General features: G+C 42.8%; 14 protein-coding genes. 5 read left to right on the top strand and 9 right to left on the bottom strand.

Translation table 11 applies throughout. The features are described 5' to 3' along the window. The first annotated feature begins 191 nt into the window (after nt 1-191). A complete protein-coding gene (locus tag HMPREF9074_RS04850) occupies nt 192-773 on the top strand; it encodes a hypothetical protein (RefSeq protein WP_009389326.1) in 582 nt (193 codons plus the stop codon). A gap of 77 nt (nt 774-850) precedes the next feature. On the opposite strand, the gene tyrS is transcribed toward HMPREF9074_RS04850, so the two are convergent. Both tyrS and hisS read right to left on the bottom strand, forming a co-directional pair. Beyond that, complete coding sequence (tyrS, locus tag HMPREF9074_RS04845) at nt 851-2146, bottom strand: tyrosine--tRNA ligase (protein ID WP_009389328.1); 1296 nt, start codon at nt 2144-2146, stop codon at nt 851-853. A gap of 32 nt (nt 2147-2178) precedes the next feature. Further along, nucleotides 2179-3534: a histidine--tRNA ligase gene (hisS, locus tag HMPREF9074_RS04840; protein ID WP_009389330.1), complete on the bottom strand. Its 1356-nt coding sequence runs from the start codon at nt 3532-3534 to the stop codon at nt 2179-2181. Between the two features lie 164 nt (nt 3535-3698). On the opposite strand from hisS, the gene HMPREF9074_RS04835 reads away from it, so the two are divergent. Next, nucleotides 3699-4481: a class I SAM-dependent methyltransferase gene (locus tag HMPREF9074_RS04835; protein WP_009389332.1), complete on the top strand. Its 783-nt coding sequence runs from the start codon at nt 3699-3701 to the stop codon at nt 4479-4481. On the opposite strand, the gene mazG is transcribed toward HMPREF9074_RS04835, so the two are convergent. From mazG to HMPREF9074_RS04820, 3 genes are all read right to left on the bottom strand, one after another. Further along, on the bottom strand, nt 4459-5232 hold the full coding sequence (gene mazG, locus HMPREF9074_RS04830; RefSeq protein WP_009389334.1) for a nucleoside triphosphate pyrophosphohydrolase: 774 nt from the start codon (nt 5230-5232) through the stop codon (nt 4459-4461). The genes HMPREF9074_RS04835 and mazG overlap by 23 nt on opposite strands. Continuing rightward, a complete protein-coding gene (locus tag HMPREF9074_RS04825; RefSeq protein WP_009389336.1) occupies nt 5232-6446 on the bottom strand; it encodes an ROK family transcriptional regulator in 1215 nt (404 codons plus the stop codon). Before HMPREF9074_RS04825 ends, mazG begins: the two co-directional genes overlap by 1 nt. A 208-nt stretch (nt 6447-6654) precedes the next feature. Further along, the gene (locus HMPREF9074_RS04820) at nt 6655-7905 is read right to left on the bottom strand and encodes an aspartate kinase (RefSeq protein ID WP_009389345.1); all 1251 of its coding nucleotides are present in this window, start codon (nt 7903-7905) and stop codon (nt 6655-6657) included. 305 nt (nt 7906-8210) lie between these two features. On the opposite strand from HMPREF9074_RS04820, the gene yaaA reads away from it, so the two are divergent. Then, nucleotides 8211-8969 (top strand): peroxide stress protein YaaA, encoded by a 759-nt coding sequence (yaaA, locus tag HMPREF9074_RS04815; RefSeq protein WP_009389347.1) that lies wholly within the window; start codon nt 8211-8213, stop codon nt 8967-8969. A gap of 226 nt (nt 8970-9195) precedes the next feature. Here the strand turns inward: yaaA and HMPREF9074_RS04810 are convergent, their stop codons facing one another. Continuing rightward, complete coding sequence (locus tag HMPREF9074_RS04810) at nt 9196-9987, bottom strand: DUF2797 domain-containing protein (protein ID WP_009389351.1); 792 nt, start codon at nt 9985-9987, stop codon at nt 9196-9198. Between the two features lie 81 nt (nt 9988-10068). On the opposite strand from HMPREF9074_RS04810, the gene pbpC reads away from it, so the two are divergent. Together pbpC and ruvA are read left to right on the top strand one after the other, a co-directional pair. Then, nucleotides 10069-12450: a penicillin-binding protein 1C gene (gene pbpC, locus HMPREF9074_RS04805; RefSeq protein WP_009389353.1), complete on the top strand. Its 2382-nt coding sequence runs from the start codon at nt 10069-10071 to the stop codon at nt 12448-12450. A 90-nt stretch (nt 12451-12540) separates the two neighbouring features. Further along, on the top strand, nt 12541-13125 hold the full coding sequence (gene ruvA, locus HMPREF9074_RS04800; protein ID WP_009389354.1) for a Holliday junction branch migration protein RuvA: 585 nt from the start codon (nt 12541-12543) through the stop codon (nt 13123-13125). A gap of 88 nt (nt 13126-13213) precedes the next feature. On the opposite strand, the gene groL is transcribed toward ruvA, so the two are convergent. From groL to groES, 3 genes are read right to left on the bottom strand one after another with little or no spacing between them, the layout of a single operon-like run. Beyond that, nucleotides 13214-14848: a chaperonin GroEL gene (gene groL, locus HMPREF9074_RS04795; protein ID WP_009389355.1), complete on the bottom strand. Its 1635-nt coding sequence runs from the start codon at nt 14846-14848 to the stop codon at nt 13214-13216. A gap of 2 nt (nt 14849-14850) precedes the next feature. Next, nucleotides 14851-14997: a hypothetical protein gene (locus HMPREF9074_RS12320; RefSeq protein WP_009389357.1), complete on the bottom strand. Its 147-nt coding sequence runs from the start codon at nt 14995-14997 to the stop codon at nt 14851-14853. 11 nt (nt 14998-15008) lie between these two features. Next, on the bottom strand, nt 15009-15287 hold the full coding sequence (groES, locus tag HMPREF9074_RS04790; protein ID WP_002673428.1) for a co-chaperone GroES: 279 nt from the start codon (nt 15285-15287) through the stop codon (nt 15009-15011). Between the last annotated feature and the right edge of the window lie 363 nt (nt 15288-15650).

Here is a 15650-nt window from a genome sequence, read left to right as displayed (position 1 = left end):
ATGCCTTTTTCTTTGAGCAGGTCGGCTAGCTGATTGCGCAGACCGCGGTGTTTTAAAGTGTCTTTCAAAGGGAACATTTTTCAGTATGAAATAGGTTATAAAAAGTTATAGTACAAAAAATCTTACAAAAAATTGGTATTAACAAAAAATTTTCTATCTTTGTACGCAGAAATAAACTAAATTAGCAAGAGATGAAACGTTTTAATCAAAAATTACCTTTCATCTTTATCCTTTTACTATTAGTATCTTGCCGCGCCACAGAGACTTCGGTGCAGGTAGTAAAAGTAGAGGATAAGTATGAAATGAAACTACCTACTTCTCTTACTTACCAAAACAATCTTTATGACCAAGCCTCGCTAGAATACGCCAATCCTAAAGAAGCCTTTTTTGTGGCTGTGATTGACGATAATCGAGAGGAACTGACAGAAGCTCTGTTTGAGCTGCTGAAAGACAAGCTGGGCGTACAAACCAAAAAAGCTTTTGCTGAGCGCTTCCGCCTAAAGGATTACTTTGATGTGTGCTATCAGGGTTGGGTAGAGGCTAAGATGATGCGCCCTTCTGCGGCGAAAATCACAACCACTACTATTCATAGGCTGCCTGCTATGGTGGTTGAGACTACTGAACAAGTAAACGGCAATAAGGTGTTCTACATAGTGGCAGTGGTAGAAACTGAGAAAACTTATTACCAAATCTTTACTTGGACACTCGATAGCAAAAAGACTCAAAACGAGCAGCAAATGAAAGAAATTATCAGCTCTTTTAGAGAGTTATAACTGCTAAAAAGGCTTTGACAAAGTTTCGAACTTTGTCAAAGCATTTTTTGTTTTGTATCTTGTATTTTGTCTTGTTTTTAGACTATCACAATTACAAAGTAGTTCTTCTTCCCGCGTTGTAGCAAGACAAACTTGTCGTCGATGATGTCTTTCTCACCAATTATATAGCTTTCTTCTACTTTTTCTTTATTTACAGCGATTGATTTCTCTTTTAGTGCGCGTCTTGCTTCGGAGTTAGAGGCTATAAAGCTTGTTTTGGCCGATAAAGCCGCTATCATATCTAAGCCTGCCGCTATGTCTGCACGAGTTACTTCAGCTTGTGGTACTCCGTCGAACACTTCTAAGAATGTTTTAGCATCTAACTGTCTGAGGTCGTCAGAAGTTGAGTTGCCAAAGAGTATTTGCGAAGCTTTTTGGGCTTTTTGTAGTTCCTCACGTCCGTGTACGAGTACGGTTAGCTCTTCAGCCAATTTGTTTTGCAATACGCGTAGGTGAGGGGCTGCTTGGTGCTCGCTGATAAGTTGCTCAATCTCTTCACGGCTTAGCATCGTAAAGATTTTGATGTATCGCTGTGCATCTTCGTCGGATACGTTTATCCAATACTGGTAGAACTTATAAGGCGAGGTTTTTTCAGCATCAAGCCATACGTTGCCGCCTTCGCTTTTGCCAAACTTAGTACCATCGGCCTTAGTGATAAGCGGACAAGTAAGGGCGTATGCCTTGCCTCCTGCTATACGGCGGATAAGCTCGGTACCAGTAGTGATATTGCCCCACTGGTCAGAGCCCCCCATTTGTAGCGTTAGTCCTTTTTGGCGGTATAGGTGCAAAAAGTCATACCCTTGTAGCAATTGGTATGAAAACTCAGTAAACGACATACCATCGGTGTTTTCGTTGGGGTCGAAGCGTTTTTTTACTGAGTCTTTTGCCATCATATAATTGACAGTGATGTGCTTACCGATGTCGCGAATGAATGACAGGAACGAAAATTCTTTCATCCAGTCGTAATTATTAACTAACTCGGCACGGTTAGGGGCTTCGCTTTCGAAATCGAGGAATTTAGCTAATTGCTTTTGGATACCCTTTATATTGTGAGCGAGTACTTCTTCTGTTAATAGGTTGCGCTCAGCTGATTTGCCTGAAGGGTCGCCTATCATACCGGTAGCACCCCCTACTAAGGCATAAGGTTTATGTCCGCATTTTTGAAAGTGGCGCAACATCATCACGCCTACTAAGTGACCAATATGTAGCGAGTCGGCAGTAGGGTCAATCCCTACGTAGGCAGCGCGGAGCCCTTCCATAAGGTGTTGTTCTGTTTCAGGCATAATATCCTGAATCATACCGCGCCAGCGCAGTTCTTCTATAAAGTTCTTCATTAGTTTATTTGTTATATATTACAATATTATCATTATTTACTAAACTCACGTTCTTCTTGCTCTCCCGTTAGCATATTCTTCAGTATATAGGTGCCTTTTTGTAGCTCGCTTTCGCCTATAATAGCTACGTAGGGTATGCCGCGTTTGTTAGCGTAGTCCATTTGCTTTTTAATCTTAGCCGCTTCGGGGTAAAGTTCTGCTTTTTTGCCTTCTTTTCTGAGTTGTTGCAAAAGCTTCATACTCTGTAGCGCTTCGGCATTGCCAAAGTTTAAGCAAAGTATTTTGACTGTACTATTAAGTGTTTCGGGGTAGAGGTTGAGCTCTTCCATCACCAAACCGATACGGTCTAAGCCAAATGAGATGCCAATACCGCTCATTCCTTTGAGACCGAAAATGCTGGTTAGGTCGTCATACCTACCACCGCCCCCTATTGAGCCCATTTGCACTCCGGCAGGTGCCGCAATCTCGAAGATAGCCCCTGTGTAGTAATTCAGTCCGCGTGCTAAGGTAACATCGAGGTCTAATAAGGCAGTTTGTAGCCCTAATGCTGCTATTTGTTCTCCTACGAAAGTGAGTTCTTCTATGCCTTTGCACCCCACTTCGGAGGTAGCTAAAATAGCAGATAAGGCAGCTAACTTCTCGGTAAATGACCCTTTGAGCCCAAAGATAGGTTTTATCTTTTCGATAGCTGCTGCGTTGATACCTCTTTCGCTCATTTCTTTTATAACGCCCTCTTCACCTATTTTGTCGAGTTTGTCTAAAGCTACTGTAAAGTCGATGAGTTTATCGCTTTCGCCTATCACTTCAGCAAAACCACTGAGTATTTTGCGGTTGTTAATTTTTATAGTAACCCCTTTTAAATTAAGCGCTGTGAAAACCGCATCGTACAACTGAACGAACTCTACCTCTTGCCACAAGCTATTGCTGCCCACCACATCGGCATCGCATTGGTAGAACTCTCTGAAACGCCCTTTCTGCGGACGATCGGCACGCCAAACGGGCTGTATTTGGTAACGCTTGAAAGGGAAAGTAAGTTCGGCTTGGTGCTGTACTACATAGCGCGCAAAAGGTACCGTTAGGTCATAACGCAAGGCTTTTTCGGATATTTGAGGGGTGAGCTTTTGAGGGTTCTTAGCCTCCCAATCTTCTTGTTTTACCCCTTGTGTAAAATCACCAGAATTGAGGATTTTGAAGATAAGGCGATCGCCCTCTTCACCATATTTGCCCATTAGGGTATCATAATTCTCAAAACTTGGCGTTTCGATAGGTTGAAAGCCAAAAGTGCTAAATGTATCGCGGATGGTATTGATGATAAAGTATCTTTTTGCTAATTCGGCAGGTGAAAAATCACGGGTGCCCTTAGGAATACTGGGTTTCTGTACAGCCATTGTTCTTTGTTTATTCAAGGTTAATTCTCAAAAAATAATTAGATAGCTTGTTGCTTTTCTCTTTATAACACCGCAAAGGTACAAAACAATTAATAATTAGCATTAATAATTGGCAATTAATTTTTATTTTATACCTTTGTGTCCTAAATTAAATAATTGGAACAATGAAAACAGAAAGCAGCTTAAATCAGAAACAAGGACACTGGATTCTTGCTAAACTTGGCAAAAAAGTATTGCGCCCCGGTGGTCGCTTGCTTACCGAATGGTTGGTACGCAATTTAGAGATTACCTCTAAAGACGATGTGGTAGAGTTTGCCCCAGGGCTGGGCTTTACGGGGAGTATAGCCTGCTCTTACAAACCTTTTAGCTATACGGGGGTTGATATGAATAAAGAGGCGGCAGTACTTGCTAAGAAGAATATCCGCTACGATAAGGCACGAGTGATTATAGCCGATGCGGCTGATACCCAACTGCCTGATGGTTTTGCTGATAAGGTATACGGCGAGGCGATGCTAACTATGCAGCCTATTGAGCACAAACGAGCCATTATAAGCGAGGCGTACCGCCTGCTTAAACCAGGGGGCTATTATGCTATACACGAACTTGGCTTGCAGCCTGATGAGGTGAGCGAAGAGGTGAAAAATGGCCTTTTTAAAGACCTTAGCAGCAACATCAGGGTACACGCCCGACCTATGACGGCTAAAGAGTGGAAAACACTTTTAGAAGAACAAGGTTTTAAAGTAATAAAAGAACAACACAGCCCGATGCTATTATTAGAGGGTAGCCGTATTTTAGAAGATGAAGGCTTTTTCCGCACCCTCAAATTCTTATTCAACTTATTGCGCTACCCTGACTTGCGCAAGCGCGTTCAGAAAATGAAACAATCTTTCCGCAAGCACCAGCAAAACCTTGATGCTATTGCTCTTATTGCTCAAAAACCCCTTTAGCTTCTTGCCAATAGGCTTCCATTTCGGCTAAAGTCATATCGCGTAATGACTTACCGCTCTCGGCAGCCTTGCGCTCTAAGTACTGAAAACGAGCTATGAACTTCTTATTAGTGCGCTCTAAGGCATCTTCGGGATTTACTTTTAGAAAACGCGCATAGTTTATCAAACTGAAAAGCACATCGCCAAATTCAGCTTCAATGGCGGTGTGCTTTTGTGCTTTTACTTCGGCGTGAAGCTCTTCTATTTCTTCTTTTACTTTGGCAAACACATCGTCTATATTATCCCAATCGAAGCCTACCCCTGCCGCTTTATCTTGTATGCGACTGGCTTTTACAAGGGCTGGCAGACTTTTAGGCACGCCCCCTAATACGCTCTTGTTGCCTTCTTTTAGCTTTATTTTTTCCCAATTGCGCTTTACATCTTCTTCGTTATCAACCTTCACATCGCCATAGATGTGAGGGTGGCGTATGATGAGCTTTTCGCACACCCCATTGGCTACATCAGCAATATCGAAATCGCCAGTTTCGCTGCCTATTTTGGCATAGAAAACAATGTGTAGCAATAGGTCGCCAAGCTCTTTTTTTACCTCTTGCAGGTCGTTATCGAGTATGGCATCGCCTAATTCGTAAGTCTCTTCGATAGTGAGGTGACGCAGGCTCTGCATTGTCTGCTTCTTGTCCCACGGACATTGTGCCCGCAGGTCGTCCATTATGTTTAGTAGCCTTTGGAAGGCTTCGAGTCGTTTGTCCATTATATCAGTCCTATAAATTTGCTACGGGCTAAAAGGCTAGCGCCTAAAAGTCCTGCTTTTTCGCCTAATTTTGATACTTTTATCTGCGAATCTTTATTTACTAAGTTTAGTGAATACTTTTTGATAGCACTGCGCAGCGGTAGTAGTAGGTAGTCGCCTGCAGTGGCAAGCGTGCCCCCTATAATCACCAATTCGGGGTTGAAAAGGTTGATAAGGCTAGCAGTATGCTTGCCCAAAGCATTGCCCACTTCTTCTATAAGCTCTATGGCGAGCATATCTTCTTGTAGGGCTACTTTTATGATGTCTTCTAAAGAGATAGGTGCTTTGGGGTCGTAGTTCTTTTGCTGGGTGAGTAGAGACGAGTGTCCGTGTTGGAGTTTGTCTATAAATTTGCGGTGTAATGACGAGCCAGAGGCTTCAGTCTCTAAACAGCCTTTTTTGCCACAGTGGCAGAGTATTTCGTTATCGAAAACGGCTATATGCCCAAACTCGCCCGAAAAGCCTGACTTGCCGTAATACAGCTGTCCATCGATGATGATACCTAAGCCTAAGCCCCAACTTACATTCAAGAATAGAATATCTTTTTCGCCTTTTACCCTGCCTTTTATATATTCGCCGTAAGCCATTGCGCGGGAGTCGTTATCGATGGTAACGCCTATGCCCAAACGCTCTTCGAACATTTCGGTTAGAGGGCGTTCATCGAAGTAAAAACCGCTGTAACTATGTCCGGATTGGGTATTGACGCGGCCTGAAATATTGATGCCGATACTGAGAATATGCTCTTTAGGAACCACTGTTTGCGCTATAAAGTCGTTGATGATTTGGCACAAGAGCTCAAAGCGCTCTTGCGGCAACTCTTCAGCAAAAGGAATACGGATTTTTTCGTCAATCAGTTCGCCTTTGAAGTTGATAAGCCCTATATTGACGTGAGAATGGGTGATATCTACCCCAATGAAATAGCCCGAACTCTCATTAAGTCCGTAAACATTAGGGCGGCGGCCTCCAGGGGTTTCGAGCTTCCCAAAGTCCATTACGATACCGTCGTCAATGAGTTCGCCTACTAGCTTGGTAACCGTAGGTACGCTGAGATTGAGCTCCTTACCGAGGTCGGCAAGGGTGTTATCACCGTTATTGATGTAATAACAGATAATGTCTTTCTTAAGAGAGGCACTGCGGATGCCCATTCTTACTTCTTCTAAAAATTTAAGAGCCATATTTTTTGATTTGTCGATTTGTCGATTTGCTGATTTGCCGATTTGTCGATTTGTCAATTTGATGATTTTTATAGAAACATCCCCCCTTCACATACTCCGCTACGCCAGCTCGCGGACTTCCTTCAAAGGGGGAGCCCATACACGAACATAATACTAGTTAGTGATTGGCTAATTAACTCATTGACTAATTGACTAATTGGCAAATTGACTAATTAATAATCATCTGTACGGTGTCTGATGATACTTGTTTTAGCAGTACGTTTTTGCCGGTTGCTACTTCGGCAATAGCTGCTTCGGTAGCGTGCCTAATGGTGTAGAGCGTTACCCCTTCGGTTACCGATACTTTGAAACGCTCTTCTAACTTCTCTAAAAGCTCTGGTAGCGTATCAAACTTGTTTTCAACACATACTGAAAAGCTGATAGCTGAATTTTGTATCACACTTACTTTCATTTGAGCTTTGTGCAAACTCTTGAAAATGTAGCTGATACCCTCTTCCATAATAAACGAAAAGTCGCGAGAGGAAAGAGAAAGCAGTATTTGGTCTTTTTTGAGTATAAAACAAGGTACTTTAGGTTCTAAACTCGCTACATTGCACACCGCACTACCTTCTTCGGTAGGATTTACAAATGAGCGCACGTATAGCGGTATCTCTTTCTGCTGGAGTGGTTGTAGCGTTTTGGGGTGAATGACTGATGCACCGTAAAACGCTAACTCTATCGCCTCTTGGTAAGGTATTTTGCGCAACAACTGGGTATGCTGGAAATAACGAGGGTCGGCATTGAGTACCCCTGGAACGTCTTTCCAAATCGTTACGCTCTTAGCGTTTAGGCAATAGGCAAAGATAGCCGCCGTATAGTCGGAGCCTTCGCGCCCAAGAGTGGTGGTGAAGAAGTTAGCATCGCTACCCAAAAAGCCCTGTGTGATATTGAGCAACGACTTGTTGATATTATTGCTGATATTGGTTTGAGTTTCTTCCCAATCGATACCTGCATCGCGGTAGTTGCTATCGGTCTTGATGAGGTTGCGCACATCTATCCAATTGTTTTTGATGCCGTTATCGTTTAGATACTGGCTGATGATAGTGGTAGAGAGCAGTTCGCCAAAGCCTATGACTTGGTCGTACACAAAACTGTGCTTAGGCGACTTATTGCGCTCTAAAAACGAACTGAGTTCGGCGAAAAGACCATCGACTTTCCAATAAACAGGGTGGTTTTCGTCGCTGAAGAGTTCGCGTATAATCTGGTAATGAAAATCTTTAATAGTCTGTAGGCTTTCGGGCAGCTGAGCAGGGGCTTTGAAGTAGTTATTAACTACGACTTCTAAAGCATTGGTGGTTTTGCCCATAGCCGAGATAACAATGAGAGAATGGGCATAGCCTACTTTTTCTAATATTTTAGCGACATTGCGCACGCCTGCAGCATCTTTTACTGAGGCACCTCCGAATTTAAATATTTGCATATTCTCTTTAATTTGCAAGAATTTAGTTTTAATGCCGCAAAGTTAAAAAAATATTTAATAATAAGAGCGCTAAAAAGTGTATTTTTTTTGATAAAAAAAGATGGGAGGAATGAGAAGGCTGGGAGGTTTGGGAGGAATAGGGGGGATGGTAGGATATTTTTCTGGTTTTTAGTCGATGATTAGACGTTTATACTTTGCTCATCTTTCGCTAAACCTTCGCTCTTCCTGTATTCTTCCTATATTGTTTGTATAGGGTAGATGGCTACAGAAATTTTTTCTATCTTTGTCCCCTTAATTATTATACTATGAAAATCGTTATATCACCGGCTAAAACTATCAATGAAACCTCTCCGCTCCCCACAGAGCGTTATTCGTCGGCTATCTTTACCAAAGAAATCGCTGAGGTACACGCGGCTCTTCAGCCATTGTCGCCTCAGCAACTCTCGACCTTGATGAGTATTTCACCCAAACTTGCTGAACTGAATTGGCAGCGTAACCAAGTCTTTACGATGCCTTTAACTCCGCAAAATGCGCGTCCAGCCCTTTTTGCCTATGATGGCGATGTATATGAGGGGCTTGATGCTTATTCGCTTGCTGAGGCTCAACTTAATAAACTGCAAGAGAGTTTGCGCATTCTCTCAGGGCTTTATGGAGTCCTTAAGCCTTTAGACCTTATCGCTCCTTATCGGTTGGAAATGGGCATTAAACTATCCGTAGGCAAGGCAGCGAACCTTTATGCTTTTTGGAAGGAGCGCATCACTCAGGCTCTTAATGATGAATTGGAAGAGGGGGAACTTTTTATCAATCTCGCCAGTGAAGAATATTTTAAGGCGATTGATACTGCTAAGCTAAAAACAAGCGTAATAACCCCTGTTTTTAAAGATTACAAGGGCGATACGCTGAAAATAGTGAGTTTTTACGCCAAAAAAGCCCGTGGACGTATGGTGCGCTATTTGGCTGAAAACGATATTCGCTCGGCTGAAGACCTCAAAGGCTTCAACGCTGATGGGTATGTGTTTTCGGAAAAATTTTCGGAAGGGAATACGATTGTTTTTATTAGATAATTAGCTGATTTGCCGATTTGTCGATTTGCCGATTTGTCGATTTGCCAATTTGTCGATTTTTGTAGAAACATCCCCACTCTTTATATAACATCCCCCCTTCACATACTCCGCTACGCCAGCTCGCGGACTTCCTTCAAAGGGGGAGCCCATACACGAGCATTATACTAGCAATATGTTGATTGACAAATTGACTCATTGACAAATTGACTCATTGGCAAATTAGCAATTAGCAAATTGACAAATCAATTACGAGTCCTTCGTTGGCGCGGACATTGAATACGGTATCGTCTTCAAAAATAAGGTATTGTCCTTTAATACCAACCAGCGTGCCAGTATAGGTAGGGGTGCGGAGCAGTTGTAGTGACTGCACTTTGGTAGGATATTGTTGCACAGGGAAGTGTATCTGTAAAGGCGCTATATCTTCGGTGATGTAGGGTTGCACCTCTTCGGGTACCCAAGGACGTACTTGGGCTTTCACCGCTAATAAATCTACTGGGGTGATTTGGTTGGTGAGCATCTTGCGCCAGTTGGTTTTGTCGGCTAAATGCTCTTTGAGAGCTACTTCGGCTACCCCAGCTAAATAGCGGTTGGGCACTTCAGCAAGTACCAAAGCCTCGTGCGCCCCTTGGTCAATCCAGCGGGTAGGAGCTTGCGTTTTGCGAGTTACCCCCACTTTTACCTCGCTTGAATTAGCCAAATATACGTAGTGCGGCTGCAACTGCACTTGTTGCTCGTAGGTTAAATCGCGCTCTTCGATGTTTAGATGCGCTTTGCTCAGTTCGGGGTGCATTATCCAATCGGCAGTTTGAGGAACTTCAAAAAAGCACTCTTTGCAATAGCCCTGCCTAAAAATAGGCTTGTTCTGACCACAATTCAAACACTGAAAGCCCTTTAAATCTATAGTGATGGCCTTGCCTAATAGATTGTTCATCAGTACATAATCGCCCTGCATAGGCAGGTAATACCGTATAGGGTCAGCCCATTCGGTTAGCATCTTCTGTAATACACCTTGAAACATATTTTCTTTGTTTTTCTAGAAATTTAGGTGCAAAGATACACCCTAATTTGCTAACTGACAAATTTGTTACTTTTGCTAATTATGCGTACCTTTGCACCAATGAAGAAGCGTTTGCTACATATCATCAGTTATATACGTAAAAAAGTACGTCAGCACCCTATCAAATCGGGGGTGGCTCTGCTATTGCTGCTCGCTTACGCCTTTTGTTTACCGCGCCATCTCTTTCCGCAGCCCTATGCTACTGTGCTTGAGAGTGCAGAGGGGAAACTGCTGTCGGCTAAGATAGCTACAGATGGGCAATGGCGTTTTCCGGAGGTAGATAGTGTGCCTTATCGGTTTAAAATGTCGGTATTGCAGTTTGAAGATGCTCATTTTTATCACCATTGGGGGGTAAATCCGGTATCTGTAGTCAAAGCCTTGGTGCGCAACGTAAAGAGCGGACGGGTGCAGCGGGGAGGGAGTACGCTTACCCAGCAGGTAGTGCGTATAGTGCGCAACCACCAGCAGCGTACTTATGCTGAAAAACTGATAGAGATGATTTGGGCTACCCGTTTGGAGTTCAGGTATTCGAAAGAATCTATTCTCAGGCTTTACGCCTCGCACGCGCCTTTTGGAGGGAATGTAGTGGGACTTGATATGGCAGCTTGGCGGTATTTTGGGGTGGCGCCTCATCAGCTTTCGTGGGCGCAAAGTGCTACCTTGGCAGTATTGCCCAACGCGCCCAGTCTTATCTTCCCCGGTAAGAACCAACAGCGACTATTAGCTAAGCGCAATGCCCTACTTCACAAACTTTATACGGCTGAAATTATCGATAAAGAGACCTATGACTTAGCCCTTACTGAGCCCTTGCCAACAGAGCCACACCCTATTCCGCAGTTGGCTCCTCATCTGTTGGCATATGCGAGTAAGACCCTTGAAGGTCAGCGTATTACCACCTCTTTGCCTATCGATTTGCAACAGAAAGTCAGTCAGATAGTAGCGGGTTATTACAGTCATTATTCGCAATCGGAGATTTATAATATGGCAGCGCTGGTGGTAGAGGTTAAAACGCGTAAGGTTTTGGCTTATGTGGGTAATACGCCTACCGATGAGAACCATCAGAAAGACGTAGATATCATTCACGCACCACGCAGTACTGGCAGTGTATTAAAACCCTTTTTATATGCGGCTATGCTGCACGAGGGCGAACTGCTGCCCACTACCTTAATCCCAGATGTGCCAACGCAGATAGCAGGTTATTCGCCACAGAACTTTAGCAATAGTTTTGAGGGAGCAGTACCAGCAGATATGGCATTAGCCAAATCGCTGAATGTACCTTTTGTGTGGCTTTTGCGGCAGTTTACTACCTATCGTTTTTATGAAGTATTGCAGAAGTTGCGACTGAAGAATATATCGCGCCACCCTGACCATTATGGTCTGTCTATCATCTTGGGAGGAGCCGAGAGTAACCTATGGGATTTGGCGCAAGCGTATACTAATTTGGCTTCTGAAGTAAATGTTTTTGCCGCTACTCAGCAGTATCGTAGCGCCGAGTTTCAGTCCCTTAGCTATATGGCAGGAAATTCTCCTGATTTTGGCAAGGCTACCACAGCCCTTCCGACTATTAGGGCAGGGGCTCTCTACAGTATGTTTTCGGCTATGAAAGAAGTAAACCGCCCTACTGATGATGTAGCGTGGCGGTATTATGAGTCCGCTAGGAAAATAGCTTGGAAGACAGGTACCAGCTTTGGTAATAAAGACGCGTGGGCAATAGGGGCTACCCCCGAATATGTGGTGGCCGTATGGGTGGGCAACGCTACAGGGGAGGGGAGGCCTACCCTTACGGGGGTATCGTATGCGGCTCCTGTGATGTTTAGTATCTTTAATGCTTTGCCGCACACTACGTGGTTTCAACAGCCTTTAGACGATATGCGCGAGGTGACGATATGCGAGCAGTCGGGCTACTTAGCCAAACCTGAATGCCCTCAGAAGCTCTTGCGTACGACTCTTGCCCCAAAAGAGATAGGACAGTGCCCTTATCATAAGTTAGTGCATCTTACTCCTGATGGGCAGTATCAGGTAAATGCTTCTTGTCAGCCAGTAGACCAGATATATACCAAAGCGTGGTTTGTGTTGCCCCCTGTGATGGAATGGTACTATAAGCAGCAACATGTACACTATCAATCATTGCCGCCTTTTCGCTCTGATTGTACCGAAGGGGTAGCCCAAAAAGCGTTAGATTTTGTGTATCCTAAGCACTTGAGTGTTATCTATACTACTAAGAGTTTTGGAGGGGAACAACAGCCTTTTGTGGCTAAAGCAGCCAATCGCTCTGGTAAGCTATTTTGGTATATAGATGATGTTTATTTGGGTACTACTGATACTTTCCACGAGATGAATATCTTTGCAGCCAAAGGAGAGCATTTGCTTAAAATAATCAATGAAAAAGGCGATGAAAAGACGATAAAGGTGATTTGCCAATGAGTTGATGAGTCGATTTGCCAATTTGCCAATTTGTCGATTTGTCGATTTGACAATGAAGTAATATTGTTATTAACAATTAATAATTAAAAAATGATTACACAATTACAAGGGAAACTCGTAGAGAAGAACCCTACTAATGTAGTGATAGACTGCCAAGGGGTAGGGTATTTTGTTAATATTAGTCTCAATACTTATGCTGCTTTGCCAGAGGGTGAGGCTATTAAATTATATACTTATTTGCAAATTAAAGAAGATGCTCATACACTTTATGGCTTTCTTACTAAAGCAGAGCGCGAAGTGTTTGTACTGCTTATTTCAGTTTCGGGGGTAGGAGCAGGTACGGCACGGACGATGCTCTCCTCCCTAACAGCAGCACAAGTGCGCAATGCTATCGTCAATGGTGAGGTAGCTACTATTCAGTCAGTGAAAGGTATAGGTGCTAAAACTGCCCAACGGGTAGTACTCGACCTAAAAGATAAGATGCTAAAACTCCAAGACTTTGCCGATGCCCCTATTAGTGCAGTAAGTACCCATAAAGAAGAAGCCCTTTCCGCCCTAGAAGTATTAGGCTTTGTGCGTAAGCAGGCTGAAAAGGTAGTCGATAAGATAGTACAAGCAGCTCCAGACTCGCTATCAGTAGAAGATATTATCAAGCAAGCCCTAAAGAGTTTGTAATTTAAGATTTATAATTAAAAAGGCGCTGTTAGTATTAACTAACAGCGCCTTTTTAATTATAAATATGAATAATGGTGTGAAAAACTTATTACATCATTCCTGGCATACCGCCACCCATTGGTGGCATAGCAGCCGCTTTATCGTCTTTAATGTCTACCAAAGCACATTCAGTAGTAAGTATCATTCCAGCTACTGAAGCAGCGTTTTCAAGGGCAACACGGGTTACCTTTTTAGGGTCTATGATACCTGCTCTAAACATATCAGTATACTGTCCGCTCTTAGCGTTGTATCCAAAGGCTTCGCGTGAAGACTCAAGTACTTTTGATACAATTACAGAACCTTCTACTCCTGCGTTTTCTACGATAGTACGTAGCGGAGCTTCAAGGGCTTTAAGTATGATTTTTATACCAGTTTCCTCATCAGCGTTTACAGGTTTTATTTTAGCCAAGGCATTCTTAGCGCGTAGTAGAGCGATACCACCACCAGCTACGATACCTTCTTCAACCGCTGCACGGGTAGCGTGTAGAGCATCATCTACACGGTCTTTTTTCTCTTTCATTTCTACTTCTGAAGCAGCTCCGATATAGAGTACTGCTACCCCACCTGATAGTTTAGCCAAACGTTCTTGTAGCTTTTCGCGGTCGTAGTCTGAAGTAGTGTTTTCTATTTGTGCTTTTATTTGTGCAGCACGTGCTTTAATATCTTCTGATTTACCAGCACCGTTTACGATAGTAGTATTATCTTTGTCGATAGATACTCTTTCAGCAGTACCAAGCATATCAATAGTAGCGTTTTCAAGGGTAAAGCCTCTTTCTTCAGCTATTACAGTACCTCCAGTAAGGATAGCGATATCTTCAAGCATTGCTTTGCGACGGTCTCCAAAACCAGGAGCTTTCACAGCAGCAATACGTAGGGTACCGCGTAGTTTATTTACTACAAGGGTAGCCAAAGCTTCACCATCGATATCTTCAGCGATAATCAATAGAGGTTTTCCAGACTGAGCTACGGGTTCTAACACTGGCAACAAGTCTTTCATAGTAGAGATTTTCTTGTCGTACAACAAAATGTAAGGACGATCAAGTTCTGCTACCATTTTCTCAGAGTCAGTTACGAAGTAAGGAGATAGGTAACCACGGTCAAACTGCATACCTTCTACTACATCTACGTAAGTGTCAGTACCTTTAGCTTCTTCTACAGTGATAACACCCTCTTTACCTACTTTTTCAAAGGCTTGAGCGATAAGTTCACCAATAGTTTCATCGTTGTTAGCTGATATTGAAGCTACTTGTTTTATTTTTTCTGATGAAGAACCTACTTCTTTAGCTTGTTTAGCAAGGTGTTCTACGATTTTTACTACGGCTTTATCTATACCGCGTTTCAAATCCATAGGGTTAGCACCTGATGCCACGTTCTTAAGACCTTCTTTTACGATAGCTTGTGCCAATACAGTAGCGGTAGTAGTACCGTCACCAGCAAGGTCGTTAGTTTTTGAAGCTACTTCTTTCACCATCTGAGCGCCCATATTCTCAAGAGCGTCTTCTAGTTCTATTTCTTTAGCCACGCTCACCCCGTCTTTAGTTACTTGAGGCGAACCAAATGATTTGTTAATAATAACGTTACGTCCTTTAGGACCAAGAGTTACTTTCACTGCGTTAGCCAACGCGTCAATACCGCGCTTTAAGCCTTCACGCGCTTCTATGTCAAATTTAATATCTTTTGCCATTTTTACTTTTTATTTGATGATTTATTAGAAGATGTAGAGGTTTTTGAAGGGTTGTTACCTCTTCCTCCACCACTTTTATTTCCTGTTGTGGAAGGCATATTCCCTCCTGTACTATGGAATGGATTGCCTGGTTTACTTGTTGTTGCCATAATTTTCTTTTTTAGATTACTGCCAACACGTCATTTTCACGCATAATAAGGTAATCTTTACCTTCCAATTTCAGTTCTGTACCTGCGTATTTGCCGTATAGTACGGTATCGCCTACTTTCAGGGTTACAGGGTTATCTTTAGTACCAGCACCTACTGCTACTACAGTACCTTTTTGAGGTTTTTCTTTTGCCGTATCAGGGATAATGATACCCGATGCAGTGGTTGTTTCAGCTACGGCTGGTTCAATCACCACTCTATCAGCTAAAGGTTTGATATTCAATTTTGCCATTATTTGTTTAGTTTTTAGTTATTAACTCATTTACTTACAAATTTGTTAATTTTCAAATTTGCTAATCTCCTATTCCCTAAAACCGTGCCAATCTCTAAAAACTGACATTTTGTCAGTATATATTAAAGTCAATCATAAACATTTCGTTAAAAATTAGCACTAACAAAATAGGAGGGTGTCCAAAAAGTTTTTCGTGTATATTGACCATCTCATCTCCCCCTTTGAAGGAAGTCTGCGAGCTGGCGCAGCAGAGTATGTGCATAGGGGATGTTAAGTTTATATTAACAAACCCTTTTCAAGAAGAAATAAAACTTTTCGGACAACCTCTTAGAATAGAAATCGTATAAATGTCTCAAGGAGACA

Origin of the sequence: Capnocytophaga sp. oral taxon 329 str. F0087, assembly GCF_000213295.2 — a bacterium.
GTDB lineage: Bacteria > Bacteroidota > Bacteroidia > Flavobacteriales > Flavobacteriaceae > Capnocytophaga > Capnocytophaga leadbetteri_A.
Note: the sequence above shows the minus strand (reverse complement) of the source record. Positions and strands in the feature narration are given on the sequence as shown.